This is a genomic window from Agarivorans sp. OAG1, assembly GCF_037076485.1.
GTDB classification, from domain to species: Bacteria; Pseudomonadota; Gammaproteobacteria; order Enterobacterales; family Celerinatantimonadaceae; genus Agarivorans; species Agarivorans albus.
The window spans coordinates 3,008,041-3,030,426 of record NZ_AP028990.1 but is presented as its reverse complement, the minus strand read 5'-3'; the positions used below and the strand labels follow the sequence as shown (position 1 = coordinate 3,030,426).

The 22,386-nt window shown below is 42.7% G+C and carries 19 protein-coding genes; 8 read left to right on the top strand and 11 right to left on the bottom strand.

Annotated elements, in window-relative coordinates; genetic code table 11:
* Nucleotides 1–366, top strand: a complete 366-nt coding sequence (locus OAG1_RS13830; protein WP_338621698.1) for a DUF423 domain-containing protein — start codon at nt 1–3, stop codon at nt 364–366.
* Nucleotides 359–1,420 carry a 23S rRNA (cytidine(2498)-2'-O)-methyltransferase RlmM gene (rlmM, locus tag OAG1_RS13825; protein ID WP_338621697.1) on the top strand — a complete coding sequence of 354 codons (1,062 nt, stop codon included), beginning with the start codon at nt 359–361 and terminating at the stop codon, nt 1,418–1,420. The genes OAG1_RS13830 and rlmM overlap by 8 nt, the downstream gene beginning before the upstream one ends.
* A 68-nt stretch (nt 1,421–1,488) precedes the next feature.
* Here rlmM and OAG1_RS13820 read toward each other — a convergent pair whose 3' ends face one another.
* The 7 genes from OAG1_RS13820 to queF all read right to left on the bottom strand — a co-directional run bounded on the left by OAG1_RS13820 (nt 1,489) and on the right by queF (nt 11,758).
* The gene (locus OAG1_RS13820; RefSeq protein ID WP_016401209.1) at nt 1,489–2,496 is read right to left on the bottom strand and encodes an isocitrate dehydrogenase; all 1,008 of its coding nucleotides are present in this window, start codon (nt 2,494–2,496) and stop codon (nt 1,489–1,491) included.
* A gap of 194 nt (nt 2,497–2,690) precedes the next feature.
* Nucleotides 2,691–4,577, bottom strand: coding sequence for a methyl-accepting chemotaxis protein (locus OAG1_RS13815; RefSeq protein ID WP_338621696.1), 1,887 nt, complete (start codon nt 4,575–4,577; stop codon nt 2,691–2,693).
* Between the two features lie 160 nt (nt 4,578–4,737).
* On the bottom strand, nt 4,738–5,520 hold the full coding sequence (gene xni, locus OAG1_RS13810; RefSeq protein WP_338621695.1) for a flap endonuclease Xni: 783 nt from the start codon (nt 5,518–5,520) through the stop codon (nt 4,738–4,740).
* 24 nt (nt 5,521–5,544) lie between these two features.
* Nucleotides 5,545–6,906: a nucleotide 5'-monophosphate nucleosidase PpnN gene (gene ppnN, locus OAG1_RS13805; RefSeq protein ID WP_338621694.1), complete on the bottom strand. Its 1,362-nt coding sequence runs from the start codon at nt 6,904–6,906 to the stop codon at nt 5,545–5,547.
* Nucleotides 6,907–6,998: 92 nt separating this feature from the next.
* Complete coding sequence (locus OAG1_RS13800; protein WP_338621693.1) at nt 6,999–8,591, bottom strand: GGDEF domain-containing protein; 1,593 nt, start codon at nt 8,589–8,591, stop codon at nt 6,999–7,001.
* Between the two features lie 114 nt (nt 8,592–8,705).
* Nucleotides 8,706–10,880 (bottom strand): hypothetical protein, encoded by a 2,175-nt coding sequence (locus OAG1_RS13795; RefSeq protein ID WP_338621692.1) that lies wholly within the window; start codon nt 10,878–10,880, stop codon nt 8,706–8,708.
* Between the two features lie 14 nt (nt 10,881–10,894).
* Nucleotides 10,895–11,758: an NADPH-dependent 7-cyano-7-deazaguanine reductase QueF gene (gene queF / locus OAG1_RS13790; protein ID WP_338621691.1), complete on the bottom strand. Its 864-nt coding sequence runs from the start codon at nt 11,756–11,758 to the stop codon at nt 10,895–10,897.
* 60 nt (nt 11,759–11,818) lie between these two features.
* Here queF and syd point away from each other — a divergent pair, with 60 nt between their 5' ends.
* Nucleotides 11,819–12,361, top strand: coding sequence for a SecY-interacting protein (gene syd / locus OAG1_RS13785; protein WP_338621690.1), 543 nt, complete (start codon nt 11,819–11,821; stop codon nt 12,359–12,361).
* 266 nt (nt 12,362–12,627) lie between these two features.
* On the opposite strand, the gene OAG1_RS13780 is transcribed toward syd, so the two are convergent.
* From OAG1_RS13780 to OAG1_RS13770, 3 genes are read right to left on the bottom strand one after another with little or no spacing between them, the layout of a single operon-like run.
* A complete protein-coding gene (locus tag OAG1_RS13780; protein WP_338621689.1) occupies nt 12,628–13,401 on the bottom strand; it encodes a Zn-ribbon-containing protein in 774 nt (257 codons plus the stop codon).
* A gap of 2 nt (nt 13,402–13,403) precedes the next feature.
* Nucleotides 13,404–13,688, bottom strand: coding sequence for a hypothetical protein (locus OAG1_RS13775; RefSeq protein ID WP_016401199.1), 285 nt, complete (start codon nt 13,686–13,688; stop codon nt 13,404–13,406).
* Nucleotides 13,689–13,697: 9 nt separating this feature from the next.
* Complete coding sequence (locus tag OAG1_RS13770) at nt 13,698–14,744, bottom strand: DUF3549 family protein (protein ID WP_338621688.1); 1,047 nt, start codon at nt 14,742–14,744, stop codon at nt 13,698–13,700.
* A gap of 127 nt (nt 14,745–14,871) precedes the next feature.
* Between OAG1_RS13770 and OAG1_RS13765 the strand changes: the two genes are divergently transcribed.
* The 4 genes from OAG1_RS13765 (at nt 14,872) to OAG1_RS13750 (ending at nt 18,739) form a co-directional block, all read left to right on the top strand.
* Nucleotides 14,872–15,183, top strand: coding sequence for a YqcC family protein (locus OAG1_RS13765; RefSeq protein ID WP_338621687.1), 312 nt, complete (start codon nt 14,872–14,874; stop codon nt 15,181–15,183).
* Nucleotides 15,183–15,944: a tRNA pseudouridine(65) synthase TruC gene (gene truC, locus OAG1_RS13760; RefSeq protein WP_338621686.1), complete on the top strand. Its 762-nt coding sequence runs from the start codon at nt 15,183–15,185 to the stop codon at nt 15,942–15,944. The genes OAG1_RS13765 and truC overlap by 1 nt, the downstream gene beginning before the upstream one ends.
* Before the next feature lie 419 nt (nt 15,945–16,363).
* On the top strand, nt 16,364–17,650 hold the full coding sequence (locus OAG1_RS13755; RefSeq protein ID WP_016401195.1) for a carbohydrate porin: 1,287 nt from the start codon (nt 16,364–16,366) through the stop codon (nt 17,648–17,650).
* A 90-nt stretch (nt 17,651–17,740) separates the two neighbouring features.
* The gene (locus OAG1_RS13750; protein ID WP_338621685.1) at nt 17,741–18,739 is read left to right on the top strand and encodes a MalM family protein; all 999 of its coding nucleotides are present in this window, start codon (nt 17,741–17,743) and stop codon (nt 18,737–18,739) included.
* A 321-nt stretch (nt 18,740–19,060) separates the two neighbouring features.
* On the opposite strand, the gene lamB is transcribed toward OAG1_RS13750, so the two are convergent.
* Nucleotides 19,061–20,353 carry a maltoporin LamB gene (gene lamB, locus OAG1_RS13745; protein ID WP_040307021.1) on the bottom strand — a complete coding sequence of 431 codons (1,293 nt, stop codon included), beginning with the start codon at nt 20,351–20,353 and terminating at the stop codon, nt 19,061–19,063.
* A 553-nt stretch (nt 20,354–20,906) separates the two neighbouring features.
* On the opposite strand from lamB, the gene ptsG reads away from it, so the two are divergent.
* Nucleotides 20,907–22,343: a PTS glucose transporter subunit IIBC gene (gene ptsG / locus OAG1_RS13740; protein ID WP_152779264.1), complete on the top strand. Its 1,437-nt coding sequence runs from the start codon at nt 20,907–20,909 to the stop codon at nt 22,341–22,343.
* Nucleotides 22,344–22,386 lie beyond the last annotated feature (43 nt).

The window sequence follows — 22,386 nt, the reverse complement described above, 5'->3', positions numbered from 1 at the left end:
ATGTTGAATCAAACGGCTTGGCCCATAAGGCTGCTGTTGGCTGTAAGTGGCGCTGTTACTGTGATTATGGGCGCGGGCGCTGCGCATGGTTTCAGCCGTTTTTTGGGTGAGGCGCAATTATCGTGGATTGAAACCGGCGTGTTTTATCAAATCATTCATTTAGTGGCTGCTTTGGTAGTGATAGATAAACGCCGAACAACTGCTTTACTTTGGATTTTGGGTGGTTGGTTATTTGCCGGTAGCTTATACTGCTTAGCTTTTTTTGGTTCAAAGCTGTTTGGGCCAATAACCCCAATTGGTGGGTTTATTTTGATTATTGCTTGGCTGAGCCTAGCTTTGCCGACAAAGAGAAGTGTAAATGAGTAGTATAATTTTGTATTGTCGCACTGGCTTTGAGAGCGACTGTGCTGCAGAGATCCAATTTCATGCTGAGCAGCTAGGCTTTTTTGGTTTTGCCAAAGCGAGCAGTGGTACCGGTTTTGTGGAGTTTAGCTGCTATCAAGCTGAGCATTCACAAGCCTTGTATCAAGCGATAGATTTTCGTCATTTAGTGTTTGCTAGGCATTGGTTTTTAGCGCTTGCAGAATTACAACTCGATGAGGCAAACCGCGTCGCATCTATACTTGCCATTGAGCAAAAGCTACCCAAGTGTGGCAGCCTACGTTTGGAGTACCCTGACACTAATGACGGTAAAGCTTTATCTAGCTTTTGCAAAAAATTTACTCGCCCCCTAGAAAATGCATTGGTGAAGCATCAATGGTTGACTAAAAAAGCGAATCCTAAGTTGCCTGCCATGCAGTTATTTTTTGTAAGTGGAACCCATTGCTGGATAGGTTACTCGGATACCCGCAACGGTAATGCTCAGCATAATGGTATATTACGTCTTAAGTTTCCAGCAGAGGCTCCAAGTCGCTCAACCCTTAAACTAGATGAAGCATTTATGGTGTTGTTGAATGACGAAGAGCGAGAGCAGTATATTCAAAATGGCCAGCATGCTGTTGATTTGGGAGCATGCCCGGGTGGTTGGACTTACCAACTGGTAAGGCGAAACATGTTTGTGGCTGCTATTGATAATGGCCCTATGGCGCAATCGCTAATGGATACTGGCCAAGTGCAGCACTTTCGAGAAGATGGTTTTAAATATCAGCCAGAGCGCAGCAATGTAAGCTGGTTAGTTTGCGACATGGTAGAGCGTCCTGCTAAGGTAAGTCGTTTAATGTTGAAGTGGTTGGCAAATGGCTGGTGCCAATATGCAATGTTTAATTTGAAGTTGCCAATGAAGCAACGCTTTGCTGAGGTGAATCAGGATCTTAATTTGCTTAAAGAGGGCTTGAGTGAGTTAGGATTTGAGCATGAAGTAAGGGCAAAGCACTTGTACCATGACCGAGAAGAAATTACCGTTTTTGCGCGTGTTTATTAGGGCAGCAAGACCGAGCATTAAAAAGGCAGCCTGGGCTGCCTTTTTTGGTATTTATGCTGCTATCAGCTTTATAGGCGATCTAGAATTGCTTGTGTAAACTCTTTAGTACCGGCTGTGCCACCTAAATCGCGAGTGGTTCTGTCACCGCTGGCAATAACGTCTTTCACTGCGTTTAGAATATTGGCCGCTTTGTCTTCCATACCTAAATATTCAAGCATTTGAATACTGGCTAGAATAACCGACGTTGGGTTTGCAATATCTTGGCCTGCGATATCTGGCGCGCTGCCGTGCACGGCTTCAAAAATTGCTGCTCGTTCACCAATATTAGCGCCTGGCGCCATACCAAGGCCGCCCACCAAACCAGCACACAAGTCTGACAAAATATCGCCAAACAAGTTAGTGGTAACCATTACGTCGAAGCGCTCTGGGTACATCACTAAGTTCATACATGCTGCGTCAACAATCATTTCTTCAGATTCGATATCTGGGTATTGTTTAGCGATTTCACGAGCCACTTCTAGGAACAGGCCTGAAGTTGACTTCATGATGTTTGCTTTGTGAACTGCCGTTACTTTTTTTCGGCCTTCGCGGCGGGCAAGCTCGTAGGCAAACTTTACAATACGCTCTGCGCCGTCTCGAGTGATTACACTCATTGCTTCTGCGCTAGTGCCATCTTCACTACGTTTTTGGCCAACACCTGAGTACATGCCTTCGGTGTTTTCACGAACGGTAATAATATCTACGTCTTCGTAACGCGCTTTAGTACCAACAAAAGAGCGCACAGGGCGTAAGTTGGCGTAAAGGTCAAAGTGTTTACGCATAGACACGTTGATTGATGTAAAGCCAGTGCCAACCGGTGTGGTTAGCGGGCCTTTTAAGGCGATGCCATTTTGCTCGATAAGTTGCAGTGATTTTTCAGGCAACAGGCTGCCATCGCTTTCTAGGGCTGCTAGACCTGCGTTGGCAAAATCATATTCGAAACCACAACCCGCTTTATCCATAATCGCGATTGCACTTTCGATAATACTAGGGCCAATACCATCTCCAGGTATGACGGTGATTCGTCTTGTTGACATATCTCTTCCTAATTCGTAGGCATTTTTATTATTTAAGGGGGAGGAGGTAACACTCCGTGTTAATGCCCGAAGTTTGAGGTGTTCGGGCAACACAGAGTTTACAATTTTTTAACGCAATACTCAAAAGGAAATAGCTAATACTAAGGTATTAGCTTGATTACAATACAAAAATCTATTAGCGCTATTGAGCCTAGTTAAAACTTGAATACTTCTACTGATTTATTCAAACGCGTGGCAATATTGCTTAATTCTTCAACCATTTTGCTATTGTTTTCTGAGCTATCAAAAGTGGTTTTCGCTAAGTCATTTATGCCTACTATGCTGCTGTTTATTTCTGCTGCTACTAGGGTTTGCTGCTCTGCTGCTGTCGCTATTTGAGCGTTCATATCGTGGATTACCGAAATTGAATCGCTAATAGCATTAAGCGCTTGATTGGCTAGCTCAGATTTTTCTGAAGTTTGTTGGGCATCTTTTGCATTTGTCTCCATCAGAGACACGGAGTTCTTAGCTTCAGTTTGCAGATTAGTGATCATTTCTTGAATTTCATTGGTGCTGTCTTGAGTTCTATTGGCTAAGTTTCTTACTTCATCGGCCACTACCGCAAACCCTCGGCCTTGTTCTCCAGCTCGAGCAGCTTCAATTGCAGCATTAAGCGCCAGCAAGTTGGTTTGTTCAGCAATACCTCTAATTACTTCCAAAATCCGACCAATGCCTTCAGTTTCCATTTCAAGTTTACCAATTACTTGCTGTACTTCTTCGATGCCTGACACTAATAAGCTTATGTTACTGTTCATTTCATTGACTACGCTGATACCTTGGCTTGACTGCTCATTTGCTTCTGTTGCTGCGCTAGAGGCCTGTAGAGCGTTGCGAGCGACTTCATCAACGGTCACGGTCATTTGGTTCATTGCAGTAGAGGTTTGCTCTAGTTGCATCATTTGTGATTCTGAGCTGGTATTTACAGACGTCGCTGATTCATGAATGCGTGAAGAGGATTGATTGAGCTGTTCGGTTGCAGTGTTTATTCCGGTAACAATGTTGGTTAGGCTATTTACCATCGATAATACCGCTTGGTAAATGCCTGTTTCCTGGCCAGATTGCTGGGAAGAGTAACGCAGATCTCCTTTTGCAATATTTTGGACTACGGTTTCGATGGTGGCAGGCTCTCCACCAATAGGGCCATACATAAGCTTCATTACCACCCAATAACACACGGCTAATGCGAGCAGCAGCAGGAAGATTGCAATCGAGATAGTAAGCACAAGGTTCTCATTGGATGCGCGATTAATATTTTCCCATTTGTCCCACGCCCATACCGTCCAATTTAGGTTAGCAACTTTTGCTGACACAACAGAGTACTCATTTCCATCAAATTCGTAGTCATGCTGGCTGGAAGCTTGATCGTTGTATTGACGATAGGATGGACGTAATTCAAATAGGTTTTTGCCGATGTAGTCGGTGTACTTCGAAGCGATAACAAAGCCGTCTTCTCGGCTCACAAACAATTGGTTATTTTCCGATAGACCGTCAATGAAGCTAGTGATCTGATTAAGTGCAAGGTTGACTGACAATATGGCTACCGGCTTACCATTTCGAATAACTGGCACTGCCACCGCCATCACTACATCACCGGTACTACTTGTATAGGGAGTGGTCACGATCTTAGGCTCATTGGCCATGCCTCTTCGATACCATTCCCTATTTAGTTGCTTTGCGTTGAAGTTAGGAATGATACCGTCATTACTTGCAGCGTAAGTGTCGCCATTTTCCAAACCTACATAAGCATTAAGTACTTCTAAGGCGTCTTGTATTTTGTGCAGGCTAGCGACTAGCGGCTTTTCATCAATTTTTCCGCTAGCACTTAAAGGGAGCTCAGAAGCTTTGAGCTTAAGCGTATCGAAGTAACGATTCATTTTTTGTTCAATGGCTTTAGAAATTAAAAACGCCTGGTTGTTTAGTTGGCTGCTGTAATTAACTTCTGATGCAGACTTAAAATTTAAAAAACCGATGACAGAAATGAAAATGATGATGGCTGAAATGAGTAAACCCATTAGTGAAAGGATTTTGGCCTTAGCGCTCATAGAGTTAGTCCCTTAATTTTTACAAGAGAAATAGCAGTAATAAATAAAAACTGTTCTTACACTATAGTCCACAAAAACGGGTGTTAAGTAGCTTGATAGTTTTTAAGGCGTTAAATTAAAAACGCCGCTAAAAGGACTGCCACTTAATGAGCCTGGGGATTTAATTGCTGGGCACCTGTTGATAGCGCAGTTGTTTGAGAGAAAAGCCTAGTTGTAAATCAGTTCGCAGGCTTAATAGCTGCTTAGCTAAGTTGAGCTGTTCGGCATTGGTTTGTACTTTCTTGGCGAGCTTGTCGGAGGTAGGGGCATCTAATATAGCTTGTGCATCGGAATAGTTGTTTAACAGAGTTTTAGCGCTTTTAGCGCCTATTCCTGCAACGCCAGCAACATTAACGCTGCTAATACCAACAAGGGCCCAGTAGTCGGTAAGTTGGGAGATGGTAATGCCAAATTTGTTTTCTACTTCATCTATGGATATATATTCACGGCGAAAATAGTCGTACAGATTAACCCCGTTGTTGAGCAGGCTGTAATAGCCTCTGTCAGTAGACACTATGGTTACCGGGTAACTAGCCGCAGCTGCTTTGCTGGCAATAGTGGCACAGATATCGTCGGCTTCTTCATCTGGAGCTGATACTGAATCAATGCCGAGATCTAATAGATGGTCTTTTAAGCTTTCTAACTGTTTGGCAAGTTGCTCCGGCATGGGCGAACGGTTTTGTTTGTAATCGGGAAAAAGCTGTTCACGCCAAGCGCAGCGTTCTCCATCGAATACCGCAATAATGTGTGAAGGTTTCAGGGTAGCAATAATGCGCTTACAGGCGCTGCTTAAGGCCATGGTGGTGGCATTATCTAAAGCCCCATTAGGCGTTCTTTGCTGCTGCACAGCATAGATACGTCTAATGAGGTTTAATGCGTCGATGATGACAAGTTGCTTAGCCAATTTCGAACTCGCCTATGGCAAATGTCATTTAGCTTTTCCAACCCTGTAGCAGGGCTCGTAATTGCTTCCTGGTAGCTTCATACGGTGTTGAGAAACAAAGTCTTTTAAGAGTTTATCTAACATTTTCATTATTTTAGGGTCACCGTCAATAATAAAAGGACCGTGTTTTTCTATTTGTTTGATGCCTTCATCTTTTACATTGCCACTTACAATGGCAGAAAATGCTCTACGTAAGTTAGCCGCTAGATCTTGCGGTGCTTGGTCGAAGTGCAAATTAAGCTTCTCTACATTCTCGTGTAGCGGCTCAAATGGGTGTTGAAAGTCACTATCAATTTTTAGGCTCCAGTTAAATGAATAGGCGTCACCAATTGCGCGGCGGTAGTCTTTCACTTTCGGCATCATCTGTTTAATAACTTGTGCAGCTCGAGCCGAATCATCAATGATTATTTGATAACGTTGTTGAGCTTCGTGCCCTAATGTTGCACCAATAAATTCATCGATGCTTCTAAAGTACTCCTCGCTGGATTTTGGGCCGGTAAGTACAATAGGCAAAGGCTGGCGGGCATTTTCTGGGTGGAGCATAATGCCAAGAATATATAACAGTTCTTCAGCCGTTCCGGCACCACCCGGGAAGATAACGATAGCGTGTCCCATTCGAACAAAGGCTTCTAAGCGCTTTTCAATATCGGGTAGAATGATCAGTTCATTAACTATTGGATTGGGTGGCTCGGCCGCAATAATACTGGGTTCGGTTAAGCCAATATAGCGACCGTCGTTTACCCGCTGTTTGGCATGGCCTACTGCTGCTCCTTTCATTGGACCTTCCATAGCGCCTGGGCCACAACCAGTGCATATGTTCAGCTCTCGTAATCCCAGTTGGCTGCCTACTTCTCGTGTGTACTGGTATTCAACATCATTGATAGAATGGCCGCCCCAGCACACGACCAAATTTGGCTCGGTTCTAGGGTGAATAACTCGGGCATTTCGCAGCATCGAAAAGACTAGGTTAGTAATGTGCGATGATTGATTGAGATCGAGGTGGGCTTGCTCTTTAATTTCGTTAGAAACATATAAAATGTCGCGAAGTACGCTAAACAGGTGTTCTTGAATACCGCGAATAATTTCGCCATCAACAAAGGCATCTTCAGGGGCATTGGCGAGTTCGAGCTTTACTCCTCGCTCTCGGCTTAATACATTTATCTCAAAGTTTTTGTAACGTTCTAGAATTTCACGGCTGCTATCAGTTTTACTGCCGGAGTTGAGCACTGCCAAGCTGCAGTTTCGGTACAATAGATAAATATCTTCTGAGGCACTTAAGGTGAGTTGATCTACTTCGAGCTTTGACAGTAAGTTCATACTGCCCACAGGGTTTATATGGGTAATCATCGACACCTCACGGTTAATTTGCGGATCGCAACTTAGAGTATAGCGTGAGGCGTCAAGTTAGCGTTGAGTTTCTCAACCCAACGCTAAACTAACTAGCTGATTATGTTAACTTTGTCACGACCACTGCTCTTCGATTCATACAGAGCTTGGTCGGCGCGTTCAAAAGCATCTAGTGGTTTGTCGCTTTCTTTAAATAAGGTTGCACCAATAGACACAGTGATAGATACCTGTTGGTCTTTAAACCTAAACGGCAAGGCTTTTATCTGCTCTCGGATATTGTCCAGTGGCACCATTACCGCGTCGGGTGAAATATTTGGCATAAGTAGCACAAACTCTTCGCCGCCAAAACGTGCCAAGAAGTCGGTGTCTCTTAGGTTGTTTTGCAAAGCACGGGCAATCACTTTAAGTGCTTTGTCTCCTGCCATATGGCCAAATTTATCGTTAATTGATTTGAAGTGGTCAATATCAATAACGGCCATGCCTAGGTTGTAGCCGTAACGCTTCCAGCGTTTGTACTCAAGCTCAAGTCGTTCATCTAAAGCCGCGCGGTTATACACTTGGGTTAGGCTATCAATAAACAATTTGTGCTTGTGAGCATTAAGGCGTTTTTTGTACTCGTGAGTTTCTTCACGAACCAGACGAAGTTTTAGCTCTACATTGCCTAGTTCATCTAACAATTCGCTAGTACGTTGCTCAAGTTGTTCTTTCTCTTTGAACACGTCGGCAATTTGAATCAAGCGATTTTGAATAGAGCTTTTTAGGGTATCTAGGTCGTTGCTTGAACGAACTTCGGCACCTAACTCTAACAATCGATTCTTAAGTAGGCCGTCACTTTGCTTTTGGTCTTTATGAATAGACTTCGATTGACTCAAGGAGTCATTAAATTGGTCGTGAACACCGCCTAAGCTCTCATTAAGGGAATATAAGAACTCTTGTGAAGCTTTACGTTCTTCACGGCTACCTTCAATAACTAGTTGAATAACTTTAATGCACAAACTTGGCAGTTCTTCGGGCTCAATGCCTACTAATAGGTCTGAGCGAACTTGGCCAAGTTTGGTTCCTACATCACCGGTATAATCTAGTTCGGTAATTAGCCGCTGAAGGTCATCGCAAATTCGCTTGTGAAGGCGATTATTGAGAATGCTTTCTTTAGGTTTTACAGCTGGTGTTGCGTCATTTGATAAGGGAGCACCACCAAGAGCAGGTTTGTTGATTAATGCTTGGTAGTAATAATTTAGCAGCTGTTCAAGGCGTTGCTGATTGTCATTGTGAGAATAAGCAGGCTCTTGTTCTAAAAAATCGGTTAGTTTACGACGTAATTGTGGTGGCAAACCGTTAATACGTTTAAGTGATTCGCCCGACGTTTTAATGATTCGTTGATTGTGCGCCAGTAGTGTTTTTAGTGTTTCGCTGTGTTGCTTGAACAGCCCATCTAATTCGTTTTGGTATTGAGAAATAGCCGACAGGTCTTCATTACTTTCAACTTCTTGGATAAGTTGTTCAAGTTTTTGATCGAGCTGTTCGTCTAGACCATAACAAATTTTTGACAGGCGAGAAATTAGCTGGCTTATTGCTTTTTTTTCCATTCTAACCTTTGCATCTTGGTTTGAAGGATTTTTGTTGGAACTGTCAATTTCGTTTCTCACCAACGCAAGTCGCTTCTTAATAGTGATGATATCGCTCATCGTTTAAACCAATACTTCCTAGCGTGCCTAACATAATAAAATTAGCATAACATGAGATCTTTGATAACTACAGCAGCTCAAGTGTCATAGTTTTTGGCTGCTGTTTGCATAAGTTTACCAATTTATTAAGCTCTTATCGCTGGAAGCGTTTACTTTCACCAAGCCTTTGGCAATCGCTTGTTTTACATCTTGGGTAACGTCACTACAGAAAAATGCAGCATGTGAACCACTCATTGCTGTAAGTTCAACCCATTGGTTTTGATTAGTGTGTTTACAAAGCTGTTGAGCGCCTTCAAGAGCTAACCATACAACTTCGGTCATTCCTTTATCGTCAATTGCATCTTTAGCTTTAGCTAAAAATGGCAAGCTACAACATCCAATGGCCATAATTAGTTTTATTTTTTGTTGTTCTGCACATATTTTGGCTCGACCACTAAGCTGCTCGCCTAATTCTTGTGGACTTAAATCTGCTTGTTCTATGCATAACACCAACTGCTTGTCGCTAATATGACCTAAGTGGAAATCACCTTCTATGTCTTCAATCAATTCTTCAATAAAGCGTTTAATTAGCTCGCGCTGAGCTTTAAAGCCAAGTGTTTGCTGGCTGGCAAGGCTAATGCTCTCTATAGAAAGCATTAATAAAATACGAGCTTGTTGTTTGTTGGACAGTTTGTCACGTAAACATACTAATGGTGCGTCGCTGTTCGCTAGCTGTTGTAGCCCAGTTACCGGGTGGTGATTGAGTTGATGGCTTATGTCGTTAAGCGAAGCGTTTCGACTCAGTAGCTTTTGACGGGTTACTAAGAATAGGAACAGCAGCATGATGCCAAATACGCAAACCAGCACAAGTACCAATTGCTGAAAGTTACTTTGCTGCAAAATAATCGCTTTTTCACGAGTAAGGTCAGATAGCTGCTGGGCTTGCTCGATGTATTGATAGTGTTGTTTAAACTGCTCGCGTTTAAGTTCATTACGAATTTGCTGATACTGCTGATTTAGGCTGTGGTAAACCTTAAACTGCTCTAGTGCTAACGCGTAGTTGCCATTTTTCTCATAAGCTTGAGTAAGCAGTTTATACACTTTACTATGGCTGCTACTTAGCCCCATGGTGTTAGCCAATTCTTCTGCTTTTTCTAGCTGCAAAATAGCTAAGCCGTTTTCATTATTGTTGATGTGCAATTCACCTAACAACAATAAGCTGCGCAGTAATTTGCCAGGCTGATTTAAGCTAATAAAAAGCTGTCGAGAAATTTGTAAGTGAACCAGTGCCGGTGTGTAGTCTGACAACTCCATATAGGTTTTGCCTAGTTGCAGCTCAATGTCTGCTAGCAGAGGGAGGTTGTTATTGGCTTTGGCTATCTCTTTCGCATTGAGGTAGTGCACTAGAGCTGCGTCTATATCTCCGGCTAACTCAGACATATTGCCTAAGGTGGCAATCTCTTCGGCTTGTAAATCAAAATTTCCTAAGTCAACCGCATTGGCTATAGCATCTTGTTGAATTTGTTGGGCTATTGCCAACTCTCCTTGCCCAAGGTACACCCGAGCGATATTGGCTTGTAGCATGCTGGTGAGCAACAGTGCTTCATTACTATTAATGTCTTGTTGGTCTAATTCGGCTTCACTTAAATGGCTAAGTGCTAATTCAGGTTGACTGTTCGCTAGGTAATAATTAGCGAGTAGTGCCTCGGACCAGGCGCGTAATATGGGTGACTTACTGGCGTACGCTTCTTCTTTTGCTTTAAGTAGGTAGGTTTTTGCTTCGTTGCTTTTACCTTGGTTTAGATGATAAAGCGCCAATACTTTTTGAAGTTGAAAGCGCATGTTAGGCAAGGGGAAGATTTTGAGTTTGTCTAAATTAGTTTGTGCCAGATTGAGGTAAGTTTCTGTTTCACTTGCTCGGTTAGGATCATTGCTCAACACTAATGCGGCAATGATGTAGGCTTGAGTTAAGTGAGCTTGATGTTGCTGTTGTTTCGCTAGCTCGATAGCTTTATCAATGTATTGCTGAGCCTGTCGGGTATCTTTGATTCGATAGGCGCATAGCGCACCGAGTTGATAACTTAGTAAGGTAACGCTTTGCGACTCTGCATTTTGAGGGGATTGTTGCTGATTACTTAGCTGCTGCTCGGTTTGCCTTATGCATTCTCTAGGGTTGGCAATTAGTAGCTGGCGCAGTGGCTCTAGTGCTTTGGGTACATGAACAAAACCGTGCTCGTAAGCAGAACTATTGAAGCTTACTAAGCACGTAATTAAGGCCAACAATCCAGTTAAATAAGCTTGAACTCTCAAGAAATAATTACCTTTTATTGGCGTAATAAACGCCAGTTACCTAATTTTTCGTCAACCTCAGGGTCATTAGAGCGCATAGGGTTTATGTCTAACCCTCCGCGGCGGGTATAACGAGCATATACAGTTAAGGTACTGGGTTTACAAAACTGCATAATGTCACAAAAGATCCGCTCGACACACTGCTCATGAAACTCGTTGTGTTGACGAAAAGATACCAAATAACGAAGTAGTGCTTCTTGGTTTATTTTTGAGCCCTGATAATCAATGTAAACACTGGCCCAATCTGGCTGATTAGTGATTAGGCAGTTTGATTTTAATAGATGGCTATTTAGCGTTTCATTGACTACTTGCTGCGGGTCAGCTGCATTTTCTAAGAGGCTAGGGTCTAGCTCATAGTTGCTAATGCTAATCTCTTGTTGGTCAATATTAATGCCGGGAATAGGCCTAGAGTCCATTTCACTGGAGATAGGTAACAGTTTTACTTCTACATCGCCTTCAGCACAATGTTGTAAATCTTTCTCAAGGGTTGCAGCAACCTCATCAAAGTTTTTAAAATGGCTTTGGTTAAAGCTATTTAAGTATAACTTAAATGATTTTGATTCGATTAAGCAGCGCGAACTAGCAGCCACTTTTACCTCGGCTACCGCTACAACGGGTAAACCCGATGGGGTTAACCAAGATAGCTCATACAAGTTCCACAAGTCGTAGCCGGTAAAAGGCAAGGCTTGGCTTTCATCCAAATTTATTTGCTGGCGATTTAAGGTTCTAGGTACGCCTTGTAATAACTCGGGAGAGTAGTGACTAATGTAATCGGTAGGTTTACCGAGACTCAAACTGTCTTTTAACTGTTGCGAAGTGTTTAAAGGCTGCTTTTTCATGGTGTTGTTACATGGAATTAGTTAGGCTTAGTCTATCTTAATTCTTAGTGAAACACATCCATGAGCAGCGTCATATCACAACCATTATCTCTCGTTTTTAATAAGTTTGAACGGCATTGGCAAAGCAGCTCCTATCCGAAGGTTGAGTATGATGAGCAATGGTTGTCTCCTTGCATCATTGGAGAGCCCGAGCAACAAGAGGTGAGTTGGAAACCGGTGTTACGTGAGGATAAAGGAGATTTCTCTGGCATTGAGCGCGCCTTAGAAATAACTTTACACCCCAGTATTAAAGCATTTTACGGTGATTACTTTTCTGAAACCCTAGCGGTAGACTTTCAAAACAATCGCATTGAGTTGGTTCAAGCCTGGAATGAGCAAGACTTTGAGATGCTACTAGAGAACATTATCGGTCATGTATTAATGCAACGTCGTTTGAAGCAAAAAGAAACGGTGTTTATTGCTAGTACAGAAGACGAGATGCAAGTCGTTAGCATCGATAATGATTCCGGAGAGGTTGTATTGGAGCAGTTAGGAAAAGGAATTGATCGAGTGCTGGCAAAAACACTGGAAGAGTTTGTTGCAAAATTTGAGCTGTGTGACTAAGCCAATTAACCTTTCGCGGTTAAATTTTGTTGGAGGTAAAATCGTTTTGGCTGTGGCTAATAGAGCGTAGCCTAGCTACTTTAAGTATTCACTTATTAACTAAGAATAAGCATAACCAAAAGCATAAAACGATTTTAGCCAAACCCTTCGCGCAGCACTTGTGGCTGTTCTAATACCTTAGAGGCTTTTTGTTCTGGTTCAAAACCTCTAACTTGTATAAACAACCGCAAATTGTTGCAAAGAGTTGCTCGAAAGAGCAACAAATTTTAGCGCTTAAAATCCCAAGAAATATTGGACACCAAACGGCAGTTATCACATTTGAAGTCAAAAATATCATGAACGGTGTTTTCTAATAACCAATCGCCACCGCAATTTGGGCAGCATCGTTCTTTTTCTGTTTCAAGGCTTTCGCCACCAACCCTATAGAGATACAAATAAGTAGGTACTTTACTTAAGTATTCCAAACGTTTAGTTAGGTCTGAGCCTCTGCGATAAAGGCGACTAGTGATATCACTCATCTCTTTTAATGCAGAATGTTCTAATATGCTGCCATTCATTTGCAATTGGTCGCAGGCTGACCAATCTTCTTGCCACTTAATTAGCTGCTTATGATCGCCATTGGCTACTGCGGGCAAGTGGTAAAGCGGAATGGGGGTAAAGTGGTCACCACAGCGAACTGGAGAACAACTTTGCAGATAATTAGTATACAAGACCTGCCAGCTAGGTGTTTCGCAAGTATCACTGTCATCTGAGTTGATGTCTCGGCCAAGGTTTTTAAGTTTTGGGCTGAGTAAACCTGCCTCACTTAATGCTAGTTTGGCGCATTTTACTTGCTTACTTTGAAAACTGTCTAATAGGCTATTTTCTTCGGGGCAAACAACTCGCACTGAAAAAGTGGCGTCTTTTAATACAATAGGGAACTCGCGGCCAATGATTTGCCCATGGTAACGCCAACTATCTAACAATAGGTTTATCGCTTTTTCAGCGCGGGTAATAGTTGTGTCGGTATAGCATTCAAAGGTTACTTCGCTTAAGTACATCGTTAGTTCTTCGCTTCTAGTTGTTCGATGCGTTGCAATAGTAGCTGAACTTGGCTTTCTAGCTCCATCACGCGTTGTTCAATAGCCTTTGGTGCCTCTTTAACTGGAGGCGCTTCAGCCACAAGGTTTTCAACGATAGAGGGATCTTTCTTATAAGCATTTAGCGCTGCAATTACCGTAGGCATTGGTAGCCTGGTGGTGAGCTTACCTTTTACTAAAGCAAGAGTAGGTTGTTTGTTTTCATCCAATAAGGCTTTTATCGCGATCAATGCAATTTGCTGAGACATAACTAATCCTTAGTGGTGTTTAGGTGATTGATACAGTTTAATCAACTGCGCAATGGATAGCTGCAGAGCTTCTGAGTTATTGGGGTCACGAAGCTGGGCTAATACAAAACTACGTAAGCTTGGAATGAATACTAAATCAGCGAAAATCTGTTGAAACAGCTCCGGGTCGTTTTGGTCCGCAATCGTTTCTAAGAAATATTTGAGTAAATGTGGATCACTCAAGGATTGCCACAACCTTCCTGCCACCGCGATAAAGCTATGAATCGAGTTTGCATTTGCAAGCTGTTGCTTAATTGCTTGATGGGTCAGCGGCTTAACAGAAGCCCCGGCTAAAGCTCGAAGGTACAAGCTTGCAAGCTCTTCATTGCTTAATAATTGCTGCTGATGCAAAGATGCAATTACATGACTAAGCTGCTGATCTAACTTAGCATGTTCTAGTAATTCTAGGGTTTTGTTGGCAACTTCTAGTGGCAGATGTGGGAAGGCTTGACTAAGCAGTTTACTATTATCATCTCTATCTAACCTTGCCACTAAGTCTGCAATGCCTTGCAGTGCTAGGTTCTGCCAATTTTCCCATTCACCATCGTTTTGCAAATAGCGACGAACAGCCAAGTAATGCTCCGATGGCGCTAACTGAGTATCTCTTTTATATAAGGCATTAAAAAAAGCGAGCTTTTCTTCAATGGGTTTATAGATATATTGATTGTTGGCTAATGCCTGTTGTTGCTCTTCACTCGGTTTCAGATTTAGTTCTTGGCCTAGTGCTTCAATAACCAGTTGGATGAACTGATCGCGCGCAGCAAGATTGATAAAACCTTGCTCGTTAACAGGTAATTGCAAAAACCATATATAAGGTGTTGTAGATTGTTGCTTTTGCCAAAAACAAACTGCAAATCTAGCGTGTTGTTGAATGGGGGCAGGGTAGGGCTGCTTTGCTACTTCCATTTGGTAGAAGTCTTGGTTACTGATGTGATGGATCTGTCGACCCATTTCATACACCCTTAGGTCACTGCCCGAAGCCTGAAGGATTTCGCTTAATGTGCTTAGTTTATTCATTGTTACTGTTCGATCCACAACATTTGGCGTCAGTATCCACATTTATAGTGGAGAGGGCAATTATCTCAGTTTGGTAGGTAATGTTAGAGTGGAATGTTACACTGCGATTTTTGCTTTAATGAATACGATGCCGCAACAAATCATGCCATTGCTTTTGGAACTTGAGCAGTGCTTAAAACAAGCTAATAGTTGGCAAAACACCCTACTAAGTAACGAGCTACTTGCTAGTACTCAGCCATTTTGTATCGACACCTTAAGTTTGCCGCAATGGTTACAGTTTATTTTTATCCCTAAAATGCGTGAACTCATTGAACTAGGTGCCCCGTTACCTCAAAAAGTTGAGATAAGCCCTTATGCAGAAGAGGCGGCAAAGCAATTGGCATTTGACGCTAAGCCCTTGTTGGACGTTATAAAAACAATCGATGAGAGTTTTAAGTAATGACTGACGACTTTAAGCCTAATGAAGAGCTTGTTGAAGCTATTCCAGAACAACTTCAGATCTTGTTTGAAGATGACCATTATGTAGCGGTATATAAACCGGTTGGATTGTTAGTTCACCGAAGTTGGATAGCTAAAGACGCCACCCAATTTGCTTTACAGATTTTGCGTGATCAAATTGGCCAATATGTTTACCCAGTGCACCGCTTAGACAGACCAACCAGTGGTGTACTTATCATGGCTAAGTCATCTGAAGCTGCCCGCAGGCTTTCCGAACAATTTGCTGCACAACATATAGATAAGCAATATCTTGCTTTGGTTAGAGGTTATATAGAGGGGGAACACCAGCTAGATTATCCATTGAAGGAAAAGCTAGATAAAATAGTGGATGCTAAGGCACAGCAGGATAAACCTGCCCAGTCAGCCCTTACTTTTTACACTGGATTACAAAAAGCAGAGTTACCTTATCCATCAGGTAAATTTGCAACTTCTCGGTATAGTTTGGTGTCACTTAAACCTAAAACTGGAAGAAAGCACCAATTACGCCGTCACATGCATCACCTAAGTCATCATATTATTGGTGACACTACTTATGGTGATGGTCGTCACAACCGCTTATTTCGTGAGCTGGGGCTACCTGGGCTTTGGTTGTTTTCTAAGCAATTAAGCTTCGCTCATCCTTATATTGACAACGAAATCATCATCGATTGCCCCATGCCCGAGCGCTGGAAACAGCTATTTAAGCGAATGTCTTGGAAATAGTTCCCTTTTTATTGGTGATCTACATCACACTTGTGAAAGGTAATTGGAACTTTGAAAAGGCTTTCATGGTCGTGAAAAAAAATTACTTTTTTTAGGTCTTAACCTTAAATATTAGTTCAAATTTTGGTTTTTTTTAGTAATTAACCTACTGAAAGCCTTTTCTTTGTGATTGAAAGCATTTTCAAGGCTTTTCTTATGGTCATTGGATGATGTGATCCACACCTTGTTTTCACCCATGAAACCCTTGTTTTCAAGCGATTTTCAGAAAAATCATTCTGTGAGCTAGTTCAAAGTTGTCTGGAAATAGGCTCCCTATAATCCATCTCAGTTAGCGGATATAAGCACACTTACAAATGCACCGCTGGCTCTTACTAAATAAGGTAAGGGACTTAGTAGTTCTAAAGGAAAAGGAAAGGATTATGAAACTGAAAACACTTGCTGTTGCAGTTACTGCGGCAACAATTTCTTCAAGCGCATTCGCTCTTGATTTCAACGGTTACTTCCGTGCTGGCTTCGGCTTGAACGCTGATGGTGGTTCACAGTACTGTTATGGTGATGGTGGCCCTAACGCTCACGTTGTTGGTCGTTTAGGTGATGAGTGTGATACTTACGCAGAGTTAGCATTGAGCCAAAACGTTGTAGAACGTAACACTGGTGAAAAGTTCTCTATTCACACTTTAGTTGCTTACGGTACTCAAGAAGGTAACACTGACCAACGTGGTAACTCTTGGCAGGGCGTAGGCGAAGCTTCAGACCCATGGTCTGGTCAGCGTCTATCTTTCCGTGAAGCTTACGCTAAGTACACTATGGCTAGTGGCACAGAAATCTGGGCTGGTAACCGTTACTACGGTCGTAAAGATGTACACATCAACGACTGGTACTACGTAAACGGTTCTGGTTACGGTGCTGGTGTTGATAGCATTGACCTAGGCTTCGCTCGTTTGGGTGTAGCTGTACGTCATAACAAATGGCATGATGTAGGTGGTGACGATAGCCAACCTTACACTTCAACTCCTCAATTAGACGTTCGTTTAAGCGGTATTGATATTGGTTTAGGTTCTATTGATTTAATCGCTATGGGTGGTAAAGCTAACCTAAGTGATGCTCAAGAAGATGCTCAAACTGATGGCAGCTACAACGACAAAACTGGTGTTCAGTTAACTGCTGAGTGGGCTGTTGGTCTACCTGGTGGCTTCAACAAGTTAGTTGCTCAGTACTCTACTGAAGGCTACGGTTGGTCTGGTTACGGTATGAACAACCATTTAGGTGATTCATACAACATCGGTGGTGGCGGTGACTTAGGTCGTAAATCATGGCGTATCATTGACCACGGTGTGGTTAAATTTGGTAGCAATGTAGATATGGGTTGGTCTGCTTTTTACTCGCAACTTGATCAAGACGACGCGGGTGATAACAACAAGAGCGATGGTACTCGTTACGGCGTAACAATACGTCCTCGTTACTTGTGGAACAACACCATGAGCACAATCCTTGAAGCTGCATACTACAATGCAGAAGACCCATGGATGAGCGAAAGTGCTGACCTTAACAAGGTTGCATTAGCTCAAGCTTGGTCTCCTCTTCAAGAGAAAGGTGGTTTCTGGGCACGTCCTGAAATCCGTATCTTCGTAGCGAAGTTCGGTGGCGACATGGCTCAAGAGAAAAATGACCTTATGTACGGCGCTCAAGTTGAAGCTTGGTGGTAAACACTGCTTTTTAACTTAAATAGTTAGAACGCTAGTCAAGACCCTTAAAATAGAATATTTTAAGGGTCTTTTAGTTTTGAGGAGGTAGTAATGAGAACGAAACTTGGTGTAGTAGTTCTAACTTCAATGATAGGTTTGACAGCGTGTAGCTCTGGCTCAGATAGCTCTATGCTAAGCGGAGGAGCTGATACTCGGTACCTATACGCCGATACCCTTGTTACAGGGCGTACATTAGACTCGGCACCAGTTTGTTGTAATAGTTTTCAAGATATCAGCTATAAAGCCACTAGTTATAACTACCAAGCTGAAGAAGCAATAGACCAAAATCGTCAAGCATTTCAGTTCAATACGGGAAAAAGTTTTGTATTAGCTTATAAGTTGCCTGATCTGGGCGAAGACATTCCTATTACGCTAGAAGCGCAGATTGGTGAAACTGTATTTGCTCCCACAGTTGCTTTATTAAATGAGAATTTTGAAGTATTAAGAGTATTGCCCGCTGATTTTTTTAAGTATGTAGAGGCTAAGCACTTTAAGCCCAATATGTTAGCGGCTACTTTTAAGATCCGCTTGGCGTCGGGCTTACCAGAAGAGCGTGAGCGCTACATGATTGTATATACAACAGATCAATCATTGAGCGATGAGACTCAAATTGTGCACCCAGCTAGGACATATGCTAAAGCTCAGGCTAAAGCTGATCCAGGTCTACCTGATCCACTAATTCCACATTCTGCTATGGGAATGGTGAATATGACATTCAACTCTGCCAACTCTTCGGTTTTTTCTGATCAAGCTTGGTTTGGTGGGAATAAAGAAGAGCCTCTTCCTTCTCCCTCTAGTCAGGGAACCGTGGCAGCAGCAAGCTCCGCTGGAGCAGCCGTGGCCGTTTCATCAACAAATTCAAGCGGCACTGATAATAGAACCCTTAAAAAAGCGATGCTTCCTGAAACAGAGGCTTTTTACAATAAGTTAATTGAAGACATGATTAACAATGATGAAGTAGAGAAAGCGCTTAAATTGGTTGAAGAAGCAGAATACGCAGGCTCACGCTCCGCAAGAAATACTTTTATTGAAGCTGTGAAAAACAAATAAGGTTTCTTTTCGTTTGATATTAAGCCAGCGTTAAGCTGGCTTTTTTGTTGCTAGCTATCCAGTATAAACGGTGTGTGCTAGATATGTTTAGTTGTTGTGGCCTTAGTAAAACATTTTGTGCGGTGAGTAGAGTGGGGAAAGGCTTATCTGGGCTCAGTCAAAAAGGCAGTTCGCATAATTCTTTGCGTTAATCAGTGTTGCTATTTTACGAGGCTTATCGATGAGAGCATTTTTTGGGGGGGAGTGAGGGTGAGAGACTTACTAGCAATAAAAAAGCCCTCTTTACGAGGGCTAAAAATAGGCATTTTTATTGTTTGGTGTTTACCACCAAGCTTCGGCTTGGAAACCAAAGGTTACTTCATCTTTCGAGCTAGAGTCACGAGAGATGTATTGGTCTGATTTTGCGTAAGTAGCAAATGCACGAAGAGCTGGGCGTGCAAATACATTTGGACCAGCTTGCCACTGCTGGGCAATAGTTACTTTAGCTAGCTTGTTATCTTCGCTACCATTAGCTTTAGCAGCATCTTGGAATTCAACTACATCGTAGCCTAGGTCTAAGATAGTAGATAGGTTATTGCTCCAGTTGTACTGAGGACGAACACCAACAGTGAACAAGGTAGAGCCTTTGTTATCATCTTTATCGTAGTTTTCGTAGTTAACTACGTAAGACATGGCTGTTGACTCACCTAAATCAACCACACCCCAGTTTAATAAGCGGTACCAGCTGCCTTCATTGCTGTCGGTGCGGTAAACCGGATCATCACCTTCGTCAGCCATATTTTCGTAGCCAAATCCGCGAAGTTGTCCACTTGCGCCGATACCCGCCATAGCGTCTGTTGCGTAAGATACAGAGAACTTGTTAAAGCCACCAAAGAAATCACCTTGAGTGTGCTCAGCCATCACGAACACGCCGTTGTCTTTTTGGTTTTCGATGTTGAAATCTTGGTCGGCCGCTTCAGAGTACATGCCGTAAATACCTACTAAGCTCAACTCGCCGTTTGAGTTGGTAGAGATGCCGTCTAGGCGTAAATCTAAGTTGTTACCAGAGAAATCAGCCATAGTTTGGCCAGAGCCGGCAATGTTGGCATCAAATAATGCTTCAGAAGTATTACGAACCCATGCAGCAGAAAGCTTAGCAAAGCCAACATCGATATTTTCGATACCAGCACCTGCACCAGCATTTGCTAAGTAGTAGTAATCAATTTGGTGAACGTCACGACGTTGGTAAAAACGCTTACCAGCCCAAAGGTTTGAACCTTCGAAAGATTCAACCATGTTTTGGCCAGAAACGTACATTTCGCGCACTGCAGAAGGGCTTTCTTCCCAATCGTTACGTTGATCTACAGAGTGAGCAAGTAGGGTATGTACACCCATTGCTTTGTTGCCTTCTTCATACAAAGGCGCAGATAATGCGATTTCAGCATAGGTTTCACATTCGTTACCCAAACGGTGCTTATATGGTGAGCCGTCGGCTTGGAAGCACATTTGCTCGCCGCCTGAACCGGTGGCGCCAATTCCTGAACGCATGTAACCGTTAAATTCTGGTGTTGCGGCAATTGCTTGAGTTGACATCGCGGCTGATGCTACTGCGATCGAAAGTGTTTTTAATTTCATTACATAAACCTTATGTGTATTAATTTCCAAATTAGGACATAAATAAGCACCCTGTTCTGTAAATTCCAATTCCTGCGGAACATTATGTCGAAGGCATTGTCTCAGTAGTTTTGTAGTTTGTCGTGTGAGGAAACTCACAGTTGCAGTGTGAAAACCCTTTCTTGTGCTTTTTGCTGTTTGTTTGGTGGTTTTTTATTCTTGCATTGGCTGAGAGTTTGGTTTTATATGCTTTTGGTGTGCATCTTGGGAGAAGCTAGTAGCTTGTTAATTTATGGGGAGCTAGAAGGTGAATAAAACGAAATGGTTACTCGATGCGGCATTTTTATCTGAATTGAAATTAAGTGTTACAAAGTGTTACAAAAAGTGAGGTTTAACTTGTGCCAAATCGCATTTTTCTATTCCGTACCCGCCTAAACTAAGGCCCTGAAATCGTAAGAAAACGAATTTAGCGGCAACATCAAAATAATTATATTTAAGCCGCTTAAAAATTGGCCTTTTGAAGGAAAATGGCTAAGGCTTTATTTAGTTTACTATCAGCCCCTAGGAGCTCACTATGTTTGGAAATTTGTTTGCACAAGCGCAAAAGGTAGGTAAGGCACTGATGCTACCAGTATCAGTACTACCTGTTGCGGGTATTTTATTGGGAGTCGGCGCTGCAGACTTCAGTTGGATGCCGCATATCGTATCTCAATTGATGATGAACGCAGGTGATGCTGTATTCAGTAACATGGCATTGTTGTTTGCCGTAGGTGTTGCCTTAGGTTTTACCAACAACGATGGTGTCGCAGCATTAGCGGCTATTGTTGGCTTCACCATTATGGAAAAAACATTGACCGTTATGGCGCCTATAATGGACGTTGAAACGATCAATACTGGTGTGCTTGGTGGGATTTTAGCGGGTGCTGTTGCCGGTTGGGCATTCAATCGCTTCTTCCGCATTCAACTGCCTGCCTATCTAGGTTTCTTTGCGGGTAAGCGCAGTGTGCCAATTATCACTGGCTTCCTAACTATTTTCTTAGGTGTGCTACTAGCGTTTATTTGGCCTCCTATTGGTAGTGGTATCGCAGCATTCTCTCACTGGGCAGCAGAGCAAAACCCAACGCTAGCCTTTGGTATTTATGGCATTGTTGAACGTTCATTAATTCCATTTGGTTTACACCATGTATGGAATGTACCGTTCTTCTTTGAAGCTGGTCAGTGTAAAACGGCTGCTGGCGAAGTGGCTAACGGCGTTTTAACCTGTTACCTACAAGCAGATGAAGCTACTCGCGCTGCGGGTAATGGCTTTGGTCAACTAGCTGGTGGCTACATGTTTAAGATGTACGGCTTACCTGCTGCGGCAATTGCCATTTGGCATGCTGCTAAACCTGAGAACCGCGCTAAAGTTGGCGGTATCATGATCTCGGCTGCGCTTACTTCATTCCTAACAGGTATTACCGAACCTATTGAATTTGCATTCCTATTTGTTGCTCCTGTTCTTTACGTAATTCACGCACTACTTGCTGGTTTAGCATTTGTTATTACAAACTCTTTGGGTATGGTTCACGGTACATCATTCTCTCACGGTTTAATTGACTTCATCGTTCTATCTACTAATGCTCAGAAGTTCTGGTTATTCCCTGTAATTGGTTTAGGTTATGCAGCTGTTTACTACACTGTATTCCGTGTGGTTATTGCTAAATTAGACCTTAAAACCCCAGGCCGTGAAGACGAAGACGAGTCTGCTAGTGCTGCAGCTCCGGTATCTGAAGACGAAATGTCTAAGAACCTAGTAGAAGCGTTTGGCGGTAAAGCTAACATTGTTAGCCTAGATGCTTGTATCACTCGCTTACGTATTCAGGTTAAGTCGGTAGAATCTGTTGACCAACCAAAGCTTAAGAGCTTAGGTGCAGCTGGTGTAGTAGTTGCTGGCCAAGGTGTTCAAGCTATCTTTGGTACTAAGTCAGACAACTTGAAAACTGATATGGAATCTTACCTAGCAACCGTTTAGGTTTAGTGTAAGTGTTAAAAAGGAGGCTTAAGCCTCCTTTTTT

Coding starts and splice junctions, on each gene's coding strand:
- OAG1_RS13780 (WP_338621689.1), bottom strand. CDS start 13,401: ATGTACTTAAGCGAAGTAACCTTTGAATGCTATACCGACACAACTATT.
- OAG1_RS13770 (WP_338621688.1), bottom strand. CDS start 14,744: ATGAATAAACTAAGCACATTAAGCGAAATCCTTCAGGCTTCGGGCAGT.
- OAG1_RS13820 (WP_016401209.1), bottom strand. CDS start 2,496: ATGTCAACAAGACGAATCACCGTCATACCTGGAGATGGTATTGGCCCT.
- syd (WP_338621690.1), top strand. CDS start 11,819: ATGAGCAGCGTCATATCACAACCATTATCTCTCGTTTTTAATAAGTTT.
- ppnN (WP_338621694.1), bottom strand. CDS start 6,906: ATGATTACCCATATAAACCCTGTGGGCAGTATGAACTTACTGTCAAAG.
- queF (WP_338621691.1), bottom strand. CDS start 11,758: ATGAAAAAGCAGCCTTTAAACACTTCGCAACAGTTAAAAGACAGTTTG.
- OAG1_RS13830 (WP_338621698.1), top strand. CDS start 1: ATGTTGAATCAAACGGCTTGGCCCATAAGGCTGCTGTTGGCTGTAAGT.
- truC (WP_338621686.1), top strand. CDS start 15,183: ATGACTGACGACTTTAAGCCTAATGAAGAGCTTGTTGAAGCTATTCCA.
- OAG1_RS13800 (WP_338621693.1), bottom strand. CDS start 8,591: ATGAGCGATATCATCACTATTAAGAAGCGACTTGCGTTGGTGAGAAAC.
- rlmM (WP_338621697.1), top strand. CDS start 359: ATGAGTAGTATAATTTTGTATTGTCGCACTGGCTTTGAGAGCGACTGT.
- OAG1_RS13775 (WP_016401199.1), bottom strand. CDS start 13,688: ATGTCTCAGCAAATTGCATTGATCGCGATAAAAGCCTTATTGGATGAA.
- OAG1_RS13755 (WP_016401195.1), top strand. CDS start 16,364: ATGAAACTGAAAACACTTGCTGTTGCAGTTACTGCGGCAACAATTTCT.
- OAG1_RS13750 (WP_338621685.1), top strand. CDS start 17,741: ATGAGAACGAAACTTGGTGTAGTAGTTCTAACTTCAATGATAGGTTTG.
- lamB (WP_040307021.1), bottom strand. CDS start 20,353: ATGAAATTAAAAACACTTTCGATCGCAGTAGCATCAGCCGCGATGTCA.
- ptsG (WP_152779264.1), top strand. CDS start 20,907: ATGTTTGGAAATTTGTTTGCACAAGCGCAAAAGGTAGGTAAGGCACTG.
- OAG1_RS13815 (WP_338621696.1), bottom strand. CDS start 4,577: ATGAGCGCTAAGGCCAAAATCCTTTCACTAATGGGTTTACTCATTTCA.
- OAG1_RS13765 (WP_338621687.1), top strand. CDS start 14,872: ATGCCGCAACAAATCATGCCATTGCTTTTGGAACTTGAGCAGTGCTTA.